We start from the raw sequence: 12,443 nt of genomic DNA, 5'->3' as shown, positions 1-12,443 counted from the left end.
GGGTAAATTGTTTCTGTAGTTGTAGCGTTCGTTTTGTGGTCACCGCGGCCTTCCAGGCCTGCCGGTGCGGGGAATCTAAGGAAGTATGGAATGGCTAGTCTCGGTGAACTTGAACGGGCAGTGATGGATCTGCTCTGGGCGGGCCAGGCAGCGGCCACCGCGAACACGCTCCGCGACCAGCTGGCGCTGAGCACCGAAGCGCAGGGGGGAACCGCGGGCCACGAAGGCAAGGAACTGGCCGTTACCACTGTGCTTACCGTCCTCTCGCGCCTTGAGAAGAAGGGCCTCGTGGAGCGGGAACGCGGCACCAGGCCGCACCGCTACCAGGCCGTCTCCAGCAGGGAAGACCACACCGCGGAACTCATGCATGAGGTGCTGGGATCAGCCCCCGACCGTGAGGCAGTACTCGCCCGTTTCATCGGGTCCGTGACGGAAAGTGAAGCTGAAACGCTGCGCAAACTGCTTGGCCACATCTAGCGGACCATGTTCTGGGCCTCATATCTGCTGGCGGTCCTTGCGATAGCGCTGGCGTGGCCGGTGCCTGTCTTCCTCTCACGCGCCCAGTGGCCGGCCCGATCCCCCTTCACGGCAATGCTCCTGTGGCAGGCCATAGCCCTTGCCGGCGGGCTGTCCATGATCGGCGCCATGCTGGTGTACGGGCTGGAACCTATCGGGGACAACCTGATCGCGGGCCTGCGCGCCCTGGCCGGCATGGTGTTGCTTGACGCGCCCACCACCGCACTGGGCTTTTGGCACCTCTTTGCCCTCTCAGCCGCGGCACTGCTGACCGCGCACCTCGTGTTCACCCTGCTGCTCACGTACTACAGGATCGAGCGCCAACGGCGCCGGCACCGTGAACTCCTGGCGCTGCTGGCCTCGCCCTCCGCCGAAGGGGCCGGAACAGTGGTCATCAGCCACGACTCACCGGTTGCCTACTGTCTTCCGGGCGGGGCCCGCTCGGTCACCGTCCTGTCGGATGGCCTCATGGCGGCCCTTGAGCCTGCCGAACTCCGGGCCGTCCTGATTCACGAGAATGCCCATCTCAGCCAACGGCATCACCTGTTGCTGTGGGCCTTCGCCGCCTGGCGGCAGGCACTCCCCTGGCTTCCTACCACGCGGCTCGCCCAGGAATCGGTGAACTCGCTCATCGAGATGCTGGCCGATGATGTTGCCCTTAAGACCGAGAGCAAGGCCAGCCTCATCAAGGCCATCGCGATTGTAGCCAGCGGCTCGGCGGGAGGCGTGGCGGCCCCCGTTGCCGCTGGAGCCCTATCAGGCGGCCCGGCCAGCGTTCCGCTCGGGGGACTGGAGGCGGCGGCCGGAGTCACCGGCGCCGATTCTGCGCGCACCACAGCCTCCCGGGTCAGCCGCCTGCTCTCCCCCGTGCCCCAGCTGAGCGCTTCCGCCCGGGGGGCGGTGCTGGCCTGCTGTGTCCTGCTCCTGGCCCTTCCTACGGCCCTGCTGATCGTGCCCGGCCTGCTGGGCTGACGGCATGGCCGGCAGATCCAGCCCACCGCTGCGCCTCCCCGGGCAACGAGGTGGACGGTCCTTGGTGTCGTGTCGAGGACTGCGTCCGCCCGAGTGACGCGAGCGGCTCGGCCAGTCACCGTGATCTGCCGGCCGGCCGTGTTGTCTCAAACCTCCAGGTTGAGCGAGACGGTTACATAGGAGTGTGGTGGCAGTTCCAGTTCAAGTCCGCTCGGGTGGTCCTTCACAGCTGTGAAGTCCACAGGCTGGACAGCGACCGGGTCTCCCGCAGTGTTATGCGTGTTGAGGCTGGGCGCGCTGAGCAGTTGTGCTGTCCATCCGGCCACAGCCCGCCCGCGCAGGTCCAACAGCAGCGTCGCCGGCTGCTCCGCATCGAGGTTCGACAACGACACGAGCGCGGTATCGTCCTTGGCTGACGCAGACGCCGAAAGCAGCGGGATGGAGGTACCGTCCACGTCCCGTTCCGGCAGCGCACCGACGAAGTCCACGTCGAGAGCGCGGGCGTCATGGTGGCCCGTGTTCATTGCGTAGACGTGGTAGGTGGGCGTGAGTACCAGCGCTCCGCTCTCCTCATCCGTGAGGATCATGGCCTGAAGGACGTTGACGGTCTGCGCGATGTTCGTCATGACCAGCCGCTCAGCGTGGCGGTGGAACGCATCGAAGTGGACGCTGGCGACGAGTGCGTCGCGGAGGGTGTTCTGCTGGTACAGGAACCCGGGGTTCGTGCCCGGTTCGGCGTTCCACCATGTGCCCCACTCATCAAGAACGAGGCCAACCTTCTTGTGGGGGTCGTAGACGTCCATCACATTGCTGTGACCTTGCAGGATCTGATCAATTTCCTGCGCCTTCAGCATGGTGGAGTAGTACTGGTCGTTGTCGAACTTTACCGCGTCGCCCTTGTCTTCCCATGGCCCGGTCACCGTGTAGTGGTGGACAGAGATCGCCTGATAGATGTTCTGGGGGAACGGCCCGCAGCCGATGCAAAGTGCCTTCATCAGGGCTTCAGTCCATGCGTAGTCCGTATCGGAGGCCCCGGCCGCGATGCGGTACACCTTGTTTTCGCCGTGGTCTCGGACGTAGGTGGAGTACTGGCGGGCAAGATCCGCGTAGGCTTCAGCACGCATGTTGCCGCCGCAGCCCCAGGCCTCGTTGCCGATGCCCCAGAAGGGGACCTTCCACGGCTCGTCGCGGCCGTTCTGGCGGCGCAAGCTCGCCATGGGCGAGTCGCCGGCACGGGTGAGGTACTCGACCCATTCGCTCATTTCACGCACCGTGCCGGAGCCGACATTCCCGCTGACATAAGGATCGGCGCCGAGGAGTTCACACAACGCCATGAACTCATGCGTGCCGAAGGAGTTGTCTTCGACGATGTCGCCCCAGTGGCTGTTGACCATACGGGGCCGCTGCTCCCGCGGACCAATCCCGTCCCGCCAGTGATATTCGTCCGCGAAGCAGCCACCGGGCCACCGCAGGTTCGGAATCTGCAGCTTCCGGAGAGCCTCCACGACGTCCCGCCGGATGCCTCCTTCGTTGGGGATGGAGGAGTCCTCACCGACCCAGAACCCGCCATAGATGCACCGGCCGAGGTGTTCGGCGAAATGGCCGTAGATGTGGCGGCTGATTACCGGGCCGAGGACATCGAGGTCGATGACGGCGCGGAGCGGGGTGTTCGGGGACATAGGTCTCTCTTCCGGAGTTGTATCGATAAATTTTTACCGATACAAATGTTATATACACTGGATGCGGCGGTCAACAGCCATTCCGTACGACGTGAATGCGGGAGGTGAAGCAGACATGGCAACGATCTATGACGTGGCGCGCGTGGCGGGGGTGTCCTCCATGACCGTCTCAAACGTGATCAACGCCCATCCGCACGTGCGTCAGTCCACGCGGGACCGGGTATTGCGGGCTATCCAGGAACTTGATTTCACAGTGAATGTGGCTGCCCGCAATCTGCGTACCGGCCGGTCAGGAACCATCGGACTGGCCGTTCCGAGCGTGGATAATCCGTACTTCTCCCGTCTGATAGCCGAGATTGTGAGCGCTGCACGGGAACGCGGGTACCGTGTCGCCGTCGAACAGACAAGCTCTGCCCGCGAGACGGAACTGGAAGCCGTTTCAATGTCACGGAACAGGCTGTACGACGGGTTGCTGCTTTCGACAGTGGGATTGAGTCCGGCGGATGCCGACCTCCTCCGCGTCGACTACCCGGTGGTGCTGCTCGGCGAAGGGATCTTCGGTGGGCCGGTAGACCACATCGCCATGCCCAATGTGGACGGGTCCCGCGCCGCCGTACAGCACCTCCTCGGTCGGGGCTGCAGGAAAATCGCGATCTTTGACATGCCTCTACAGGAAGGAGCCGGAGTGGCGGACCTACGGCTGCAGGGTTATCGGGAAGCCTTGGATGAGGCTGGAATCGATTTCGATGATCGCTACTTCATCGCCATGCAGGATTTCACAATGGAGTGCGGTGCCGCTGCCGCCAAGCGGGTCGCTGATCTCGGATTGCAAGCGGACGGCGTCTTCTGCCCGACCGATGCCGTCGCAGTTGGTGCGCTCCGCGGGTTCACGGACGTCGGGCTGAGAGTACCCGAGGATGTGCGCGTGATCGGATTCGACGACATTCACGCAGGATCATTCACGGTTCCGCGACTTTCCACCGTGGCTCCGGACCACTCAATCACAGCGGCAACGGCGGTCGACTTTCTCCTGGAACGCATTGAAGGAAACGCACCGGAATCGGCGCGCGAGTTCATCACGCCATTCACCCTCGTCGCCCGGGAGTCGACGGCTTAAAACAGTACGGTCACCGGCCGGTCAGGCGTCGATCCGCTCCCGGTCAAGACTTGAGGCACCGGCGATAATAAAGTCCTTGCGCGGAGCCACGTCCGATCCCATCAGCAGGTCAAAGGTGTCCTCGGCCTGTTTGGCGTTCTCGATGCCCACTTTGCGCAGCGTCCGGTGCCGCGGATCCATCGTGGTTTCTGCCAGTTGCTCCGCGTCCATCTCGCCAAGCCCCTTGTAACGCTGGATGGGTTCCTTATAGCGCTTGCCCTCCTTGGCCAGCCTCGACAGGAGGACGTGCAGTTCCGCTTCCGAGTAGGTGTAGATCATCTCGTTAGCTTTCTGCCCCGCGTTGATCACTTCAACCCGGTGCAATGGCGGGACCGCTGCGAAGACCCGGCCTTCGTCGATCATGGGCCGCATATACCGGAAGAACAAGGTGAGCAGCAGGGTGCGGATGTGGGCGCCGTCGACGTCGGCGTCGGTCATGAGGATCACCTTGCCGTATCGGGCGGCGGCAAGGTCGAAGCTGCGACCGGAACCTGCGCCCACCACCTGGATCAGGGCCGCGCATTCAGCGTTGGATAACATGTCGCCCACGGAGGCCTTCTGCACGTTGAGGATCTTGCCGCGGATAGGCAGCAGGGCCTGGAAATCCGAGGACCGCGCCAGCTTGGCCGTTCCCAGCGCCGAGTCACCTTCCACAATGAACAGTTCAGAGCGTTCGACGTCGTCCGTGCGGCAGTCTGCGAGCTTGGTGGGCATGGACGAGGTTTCGAGGGCGTTCTTGCGGCGCTGTGTTTCCTTATGGACGCGCGCCGAGATGCGCGATTTCATCTCGCTGACGATTTTTTCGAGCAGCAGCGCCGACTGGGCCTTGTCGTTGCGGTTGGCGGAGTTGAGCTTCGCATTGATCTCGTGCTCCACCACCTTCGCCACGATGGCCCGGACCGCCGAGGTGCCCAGGATTTCCTTCGTCTGGCCCTCGAACTGCGGCTCCGCCAGCCGCACCGTCAGGACGGCGGTCAGGCCGGCGAAGATGTCGTCCTTCTCAATTTTGTCGTTTCCGGCCTTGAGCTTGCGGGCATTGTTCTCCACCGCCTTCCGGAAGGTCTTGACCAGCGCCTGCTCGAAACCTGACTGGTGGGTTCCGCCCTTGGGCGTGGAAATAATGTTGACGAAGCTGCGGACGGTGCTGTCGTAGCCGATGCCCCAGCGCAGGGCAACATCCACCTCGCAGTCGCGCTCCACCTCGGCCAGCTGGCTGTGGCCGCGTTCGTCGAGCACGGGCACGGTTTCCTTGAACTTTCCCGATCCGTGGAGGCGCCAGATGTCTGTGACAGCGGGATCGGCGGCGAGGAAATCAACGAACTCGGAGATGCCGCCGTCGTGATGGAAAACTTCCTCATGGGGGGCCGCTTCCCCGGGGGTACCGGCGAGCCGGCGCTCATCGCGGACCGTGAGTTTGAGCCCCGGCACCAGGAAGGAGGTCTGGCGGGCCCGTGCAGCCAGCTCGTCATAAGAGAATTTGGCGTCGGGGGTGAAGATCTGACGGTCGGCCCAATAGCGGATCCGGGTGCCCGTGACGCCGCGCTTGGCCTTGCCCACCACGTCCAGGACTGAACCGTCCACGAACGGCGCAAATGCCGCCGCAGGGTCCACCCTGCTGCCTTGGTCCTTGAAGCGGCCAGGCTCGCCCCGGCGGAACGACATCTTGTAGGTCTTGCTGCCGCGGTCAACTTCCACGTCCAGTCGGGCGGACAGGGCGTTCACGACGGAGGCGCCCACGCCGTGCAGACCGCCCGATGCCGTGTACGATCCCCCGCCGAACTTGCCGCCGGCATGGAGTTTGGTGAACACCACCTCCACGCCGGTGAGACCAGTCTTCGGTTCCAAATCCACCGGAATGCCGCGGCCATCGTCGTGGATCTCCACCGAGTTGTCCGCATGCAGGATGATCTTGATGTCGTGGCCGAAACCTGCCAGGGCCTCGTCCACGGAGTTGTCGATGATTTCCCACAGGCAGTGCATGAGTCCGCGGGAGTCTGTGGAACCGATGTACATGCCCGGACGCTTGCGGACGGCTTCAAGGCCTTCCAGCACTGACAGGTGCCGGGCGGTGTAATCAGAACTTGGTGCCACGGGTGGTGAACTCCTTGAGTGACGGAACAACGAACGCTCGGTGACGCTCTTCCTAGCCTAGTCGGCCGCGGATCGGACGCCCGTCAGCCACACTTTGGACCCGGTGGTCCAGGCCGCCCGTTACGTTTCTGTGATGCCACGTGCCGGCCTTGATGCATTCTTGCGGATACGCGGACAGCGAACTTGCCCCATCCTTGCGCTGGATTGGATACGAATACTGGTTATATAGAAGTACAGATCTACTAAGGAGGCCGAAATGACAACAGCAGTAGCGGACCGCACGCTCAACGCACTGGACCGGTGCGATCGTTGCGGAGCCCAAGCATATGTCCGTGTTGTTCTTGAGTCCTCCGGCGGTGAGCTGCTCTTCTGCGGCCACCATGCCCGTGCGGTCGAGGCGACGCTCAAGCCCTTGAGCTCCGACTGGCACGATGAGACGGGCCGTCTTCACGAGAAGGCGCCCGTAGAAATCGATTAGCCCACCAGGCAAAAGTCAGGACCCTTCCAGTCGGAGGGGTCCTGACTTTTTAACCGGCGTTCCCTAACCGGCCAAAAGAAACGCGGGGTCACACTGCGCCCATGATCCGAGGATCTTGGGCCGCACTGTAACCCCGCGCTGATGGCCGTAGTCCTTAGTCGAGGTAGTCCCTAAGCACCTGGGACCGCGACGGGTGGCGGAGCTTGGACATGGTCTTGGATTCGATCTGGCGGATGCGTTCCCGGGTGACACCGTAGACCTTGCCGATTTCGTCTAAAGTCTTCGGCTGCCCGTCGGTGAGGCCGAACCGCATGGCCACCACACCTGCTTCGCGCTCCGAGAGTGTGTCCAGCACTGAGTGCAACTGCTCCTGGAGCAGCGTGAAGCTGACGGCGTCGGCCGGGACCACGGCTTCGGAATCTTCGATGAGATCGCCGAACTCGGAGTCGCCGTCCTCACCAAGCGGGGTGTGGAGCGAAATGGGCTCGCGGCCATACTTCTGGACCTCCACCACCTTCTCCGGGGTCATGTCCAGTTCCAGTGCCAGCTCTTCGGGCGTGGGTTCCCGGCCGAGGTCCTGGAGCATCTGTCGCTGGACGCGTGCCAGCTTGTTGATGACCTCGACCATGTGGACCGGGATGCGGATGGTGCGTGCCTGATCCGCCATGGCGCGGGTGATGGCCTGGCGGATCCACCAGGTGGCGTACGTGGAGAACTTGAAGCCCTTGGTGTAATCGAACTTCTCCACGGCCCGGATCAGGCCCAGGTTGCCTTCCTGGATGAGGTCCAGGAAGAGCATGCCGCGGCCTGTGTAGCGTTTGGCCAGGGAGACCACGAGACGGAGGTTGGCCTCAAGCAGGTGGTTCTTGGCGCGCTTGCCGTCGTGGATGACGAATTCGAGCTCACGCTTGAACTTCGGATCGATGGAGCCGTCGTCCGCGTTGATCTTCTCTTCGGCGAAGAGGCCGGCTTCAATCCTGAGCGCAAGGTCCACTTCCTGCTCGGCATTGAGCAGCGCCACCTTGCCGATCTGCTTCAGGTAGTCCTTGACGGGGTCAGCCGTGGCACCGGCGGACATGACCTGCTGGACAGGGGCGTCGTCGTCATCAGCATCTGAGTAGACGAATCCCTTGCCGGTGACTGCCGATGCAGCCTTGGCAGCGTTGATGTCGCCGTCCTCGGCGCCTTCGAGGATGATGTCGTCAAGATCCTCTTCGATGTCATCGTCGTCGTCGGAGTCGGTGCCCCCGGTGGCGGACTTACCGGCGGCTTCAGCAGCGGCCTTCGCGCCGGGCTTGGGCCCGCGCTTCTTGGGTTCAGGCTTGCCGTCCACGTCGGTATCACCGGCGGTGGCATCCTTGACAGCTTTGTTGGCTGCCCGCGTGGCTGCTCGCTTGGCGTTCGTTGCAGCCTGCTTCTCCTCAGGGGACGACTCGTCCTGGGCGGCGGGTTCCTTCTTCATGGAAGACGGGGTCACAGAAAACCTTTCTAGCGGCGGTCTGTGGAATCACCATACGGGCAACACCACTATGACCCTGTCAAGTCCGTGATGAACATCAGGTGCAACCACGGCCGGCAGAGTCTATGAATAGAACTGCCGGGGCGGCCGTAATGTTCCCGCAAAGGCACCATTACATGCACTTGATACACGGACCCAACCGGGTCTCGGCATCCATTGTCTCATGGTTTTCCAAAACAGGCCCATCGAGCTCTGCCCTGTGGGGATATGACGCAGCAGTGCGAAAGCCGAAGAACTCTGACCTCGACCCTCAGGCGGCGTCAGGTTCGAATTTCTGCCAGGCGGCTTCCTTTCGCGCCGCCCACCCGCAAAGTGTCCCCCGCCTCACCAGTTCGAGCATGAGCTCTGCCAGCCGGTAGCCCGCTTCCTCTTCCAGCGCCTTGCTGAGGTAGGCCGCCGCATAGGACCCCCGTCCCCGGCACCAGCTGATCCATCCGCGTCCGGTCAAGGCAGCCGCGCCGGCTTGCCCACCCCAGGGCGACAATTGCTCCAGGATGCGATCGAGGTGATGCAGCCGGCTCCAGTCGGGCAGAGCTGGCTCCAGTCCCAGCAGGACGTCGCCGTAGCCGGGCACATCAGACGGATCGCCTGGAACGGAAACCGGCGGCGCGGCCGTTCCCGAACCGGGCAAGCCCGCAACTGGCGGGCCAATCGGCGCCAACCCGCAACCGGCGTCGAAAATCCCGAACTGTTCCGCGCCTGTCAGCGCCGCCCGGGCGCCGGCCGCCGCCATGACCAGGACCGCGTCCCGCCACGCCGGCACCTGGAGTGACGCCCGGAGGAAGGCCTGCTGGGCGTCAGGGAGGACAAGACCGGGCAGCGCCGGATCGGAAAGGGCTTCAGCTGGTGGGCTGCCCAGCAGCCCTTCCCAGAACGCGAGCAGCGCGTTGAACTGCGCCCTGCTCCGCCGCCGTGGTTCCAGTTGAACGGACCACACAGCTTCCGCTGCCAGTATCGCAGCCTTGTCTTCGGCGGAAACTGAGCAGAGTGGCCGGGCTTGGTCTTCCGGCGCGGGGCCCACGCTGCTGCCGCGGAAAACCATCTCCGCATTGAGCATGCTGTCCCGGATGTCCTGGATGGGCCGGCCAGGGAGCGGACAGCACGAGTGATCGGTGCAGTAGGCGTCCCGCCAGTACAAGTCCCCGACGTACCATGCGTCCCGCACCGGCATTCCTGCCGCGCCTAGGACGGCCTGCAGCGCGGCCAGCAGCCCCGTATAGGTCCGGGGCAGATCCATCCAGCCGTCGTTGGTGAATAAGACCAACAACGCGGCGTCGGCGCCGTGGTCTGCACGGAGGTAATCGCGCACGGTACGGGCATATTGGTGCGGGTCCGCGAGCGTTTCCGGTCCGGGCAGGTCAAGCCGGAGGGTGGCACCCAGCCGTTTGCCGTGCAGGGTCATGGCCACGAGGCTGTCCGCCGGCCAGTACCCCAGAGAATGCGGAATGAATCCGAGGATGTCCTCGGGGCCCCGGACTGTCAGGTTTTGTGAAGGTGTCATGCCTCCAGCTTTAGCGCCCCGCCGGACATGCAAAAGACCGGGCGTCCGCCATGTCAATTGTGGAGGAGTAGTGTCAGTCGCCCCTGGACCGGGAACCCTGCCGGCGCTGCACCAGGTTCGCACGCCGTTGCCGCGCAAGGGCAGTCAGCAGCGGGGGGACAACAACGCCCTGCGCCGCCATCTGCCGCCGCACCTTGCGGCGGCAGACCAGCATGGCGCCGACACCGAAGCCCAAGAGCAGGAACTGGACGCTCAGGGCGATCCGGAACGGCTCCAGCCCGTAGAGCACGCCGTTGGAAAATCCGGTCGCTTTCAGGATGTCCAGCACCAGTCCGATCAGGAAAATCGCCACGAGAGCTGCAATGAAGCCGCCCACGTTCACTATGCCGGTTGCCGTACCGATCCTGTGCGCGGGATTGAACGTCCGGGCGAAATCGAAACCGATCATCGAGCCAGGACCCCCGATGGCCAGGACCATCACCAGGCCGGCCAGGAGCCACAGCGGGGAACGGCCGGGCGTGAGGAGCACCGCCGCCCATGCGGCAGCGGTGGCACCGGCAATGAGCAGGACCATCGTGGACCGGCGCAGCGGGTGCCGGGAGACAAACCGGCCAATAAACGGCCCCACGGCCATGGCGGCAGCAACGTACAGGGCCATCAGGGCCGCGACGGTCGCGGCGTCCAGGCCCTGCGCGGAGATCAGGAAAGGGTAGCCCCACGTCATCGCAAAAACGGTGCCGCTGAACTGGATGGTGAAGTGGCTCCACAGTCCCAGCCTGGTCCCGGGCTGCCGCCAGGCCCGGGCGAGGGAGGCGCCGGTGGCATGCAGTCCCTGCTGTGCCTGCGGCCGGGGCACGGCCGGCGGGTGGTCCTGCAGGAGCACCAGGACAAGGACGACGGCGAGTCCGGACATGCCGGCGAGCATCAGGAAACCGGGCGTCCAGCCGTAGGAGTGAAGGACAAAGGCGAAAGGCACCACGCTGAAAAGCTGCCCCAGTTGGCCGGACATCCCCGTCAGCTGGGTGACCAGGGGAACACGTGCGGGGGCGAACCACAGCGGGATGAGCCGGATCACGGAGATGAAGGTCATGGCATCGCCGGCACCGACAAGCACGCGGCCTGCCACGCCGCCCGGAATGCTGTCCGCGAAGGCGAGCTGGAGCTGGCCGAGGCCCATCAGTACCGCGCCGCCGGCGATCATCGCCCGCGAGCCGAACCTGTCCACTAGAAGGCCCACCGGTATCTGGAGGCCGGCGTAAACCAGAAGCTGCAGCACTGTAAAGAAGGAGATCGCGGACGCGCCGGCGTGGAACCTCTCCGTGGCTTCAAGCCCCACGACGCCGAAGGAGGTCCGCTGCGAGACCGCCACAAGATAGGCAAAGATTCCGATGGTCCAGATCAGCCAGGCGCGGGGTGCAGTCACTCCTTTATTATGCCCGGCCAGGATGACGGCCGGGCTTGGGACGGCCCGGCGGACAGCATCCGGGCGGTTCCAACGTCCGGCTACTTTGCGGGATTCTCCCGTGCCAGGTAGGCCTCCACGGCGGCCCCCAGCGCGTCCCCGCTGGGCAGCTGGTCGTTTTCATCCGCAAGGAGCGACCGGCGGACGGTGCCTTCAGCCTTCTCGTCATACCGCGACTCAAGGCGCGATACGACCTGCTGCACCTCTTCGGAGGCGACGATCTGCTCGGCGATCTGGCGGCCCACTTCCCTGCCGGCTTCCCGGAGCCTGTCGGTGGGAAGCATCAGGGATGTGGCGGCGCCAAGGTATTCCAGGCCAGCCACAGCCGCGGTGGGGTATTCAGCTTCGGCCAGATAGTGCGGAACGTGGATCACATAGCCCGCCACGTTGCGGCCTGCTTCAACCAGCCGCAGTTCGAGGATGTGGCCCACGGCCGCCGGAACCTCCACGGTGGGCTTCCACACCGAGATGCCCTCGATCAGCTCCGGCCTGTTGCCGTGGACGGTAACGCCCACGGGCCGGGTGTGAGGGACCGGCATGGGGATGGAATGGATCCAGGTCACCAGGTTCACGTCCAGCTTTTCCACGATCCCGACGACGGCACGGGCAAACCGCTCCCACTGAAGGTCAGGTTCAAAGCCGGCCAGCAGGAGGAACGGGCTCCCAAGCCCGTCCGTCATCCGATACAGCGCCAAAACGGGTTCCTGGTAGTCCTGGAGGTGGTCCTCGACGAAGGAGACGTGGGGTCTCCGGGACCGGTAGTCGATCAGCTGGTCTGCGTCGAACACAGCCACCGGCTCAGGGTTGAGGGTGTCCAGCAGCTCTGCGTTGATCTGCTTCACCACATGGCCGGCATCAGCAAATCCGGTGAAACCCATCACCAGGTTCAGCCCGCGGAGTGCCGGGCTGTTGAACAGCCCGGGGTTGCTCGCATACAACGTGTCCGGGTCCAGCAGGGAGCCGGAAATCCGTTCAAGCACGGCATGTTCCTTTCGTGGTTTCGGGTGGATACCTCCTACAACGCCCCCGGGTACCTGGGCATTCCGGACGGCGGGTGTGGCGCGGCTCT

Annotated in this window: 10 protein-coding genes; 4 read left to right on the top strand and 6 right to left on the bottom strand. The window is 64.2% G+C overall.

All coding sequences use genetic code 11. The features are described 5' to 3' along the window. Positions 1 to 90: 90 nt before the first annotated feature. Both J7E83_RS10035 and J7E83_RS10030 read left to right on the top strand, forming a co-directional pair. The gene (locus J7E83_RS10035) at positions 91 to 477 is read left to right on the top strand and encodes a BlaI/MecI/CopY family transcriptional regulator (protein ID WP_214961642.1); all 387 of its coding nucleotides are present in this window, start codon (positions 91 to 93) and stop codon (positions 475 to 477) included. Between the two features lie 6 nt (positions 478 to 483). After that, positions 484 to 1,488 (top strand): M56 family metallopeptidase, encoded by a 1,005-nt coding sequence (locus tag J7E83_RS10030; protein WP_214961640.1) that lies wholly within the window; start codon positions 484 to 486, stop codon positions 1,486 to 1,488. Positions 1,489 to 1,634: 146 nt separating this feature from the next. Here the strand turns inward: J7E83_RS10030 and J7E83_RS10025 are convergent, their stop codons facing one another. Further along, positions 1,635 to 3,167, bottom strand: coding sequence for an alpha-N-arabinofuranosidase (locus J7E83_RS10025; RefSeq protein ID WP_214961637.1), 1,533 nt, complete (start codon positions 3,165 to 3,167; stop codon positions 1,635 to 1,637). 115 nt (positions 3,168 to 3,282) lie between these two features. On the opposite strand from J7E83_RS10025, the gene J7E83_RS10020 reads away from it, so the two are divergent. Beyond that, positions 3,283 to 4,284: a LacI family DNA-binding transcriptional regulator gene (locus J7E83_RS10020; RefSeq protein WP_214961635.1), complete on the top strand. Its 1,002-nt coding sequence runs from the start codon at positions 3,283 to 3,285 to the stop codon at positions 4,282 to 4,284. 21 nt (positions 4,285 to 4,305) lie between these two features. On the opposite strand, the gene J7E83_RS10015 is transcribed toward J7E83_RS10020, so the two are convergent. Further along, the gene (locus J7E83_RS10015) at positions 4,306 to 6,414 is read right to left on the bottom strand and encodes a type IIA DNA topoisomerase subunit B (protein ID WP_214961633.1); all 2,109 of its coding nucleotides are present in this window, start codon (positions 6,412 to 6,414) and stop codon (positions 4,306 to 4,308) included. A 256-nt stretch (positions 6,415 to 6,670) separates the two neighbouring features. Here J7E83_RS10015 and J7E83_RS10010 point away from each other — a divergent pair, with 256 nt between their 5' ends. After that, positions 6,671 to 6,892 carry a hypothetical protein gene (locus J7E83_RS10010; protein ID WP_214961631.1) on the top strand — a complete coding sequence of 74 codons (222 nt, stop codon included), beginning with the start codon at positions 6,671 to 6,673 and terminating at the stop codon, positions 6,890 to 6,892. Between the two features lie 154 nt (positions 6,893 to 7,046). On the opposite strand, the gene J7E83_RS10005 is transcribed toward J7E83_RS10010, so the two are convergent. From J7E83_RS10005 to J7E83_RS09990, 4 genes are all read right to left on the bottom strand, one after another. Next, positions 7,047 to 8,369, bottom strand: a complete 1,323-nt coding sequence (locus J7E83_RS10005; RefSeq protein ID WP_214961629.1) for an RNA polymerase sigma factor — start codon at positions 8,367 to 8,369, stop codon at positions 7,047 to 7,049. A gap of 292 nt (positions 8,370 to 8,661) precedes the next feature. Next, positions 8,662 to 9,912, bottom strand: coding sequence for a DUF4192 domain-containing protein (locus J7E83_RS10000; RefSeq protein ID WP_214961627.1), 1,251 nt, complete (start codon positions 9,910 to 9,912; stop codon positions 8,662 to 8,664). A 73-nt stretch (positions 9,913 to 9,985) separates the two neighbouring features. Continuing rightward, complete coding sequence (locus tag J7E83_RS09995; RefSeq protein WP_214961625.1) at positions 9,986 to 11,335, bottom strand: nitrate/nitrite transporter; 1,350 nt, start codon at positions 11,333 to 11,335, stop codon at positions 9,986 to 9,988. 80 nt (positions 11,336 to 11,415) lie between these two features. Next, entirely contained in the window at positions 11,416 to 12,354 is a 939-nt protein-coding gene (locus J7E83_RS09990; protein ID WP_214961623.1) for a proteasome assembly chaperone family protein, read from the bottom strand. Positions 12,355 to 12,443: the final 89 nt, after the last annotated feature.

The sequence above is a fragment of the Arthrobacter sp. ISL-48 genome, from assembly GCF_018613805.1.
Lineage (GTDB): Bacteria > Actinomycetota > Actinomycetes > Actinomycetales > Micrococcaceae > Arthrobacter.
Note: the sequence above shows the minus strand (reverse complement) of the source record. Positions and strands in the feature narration are given on the sequence as shown.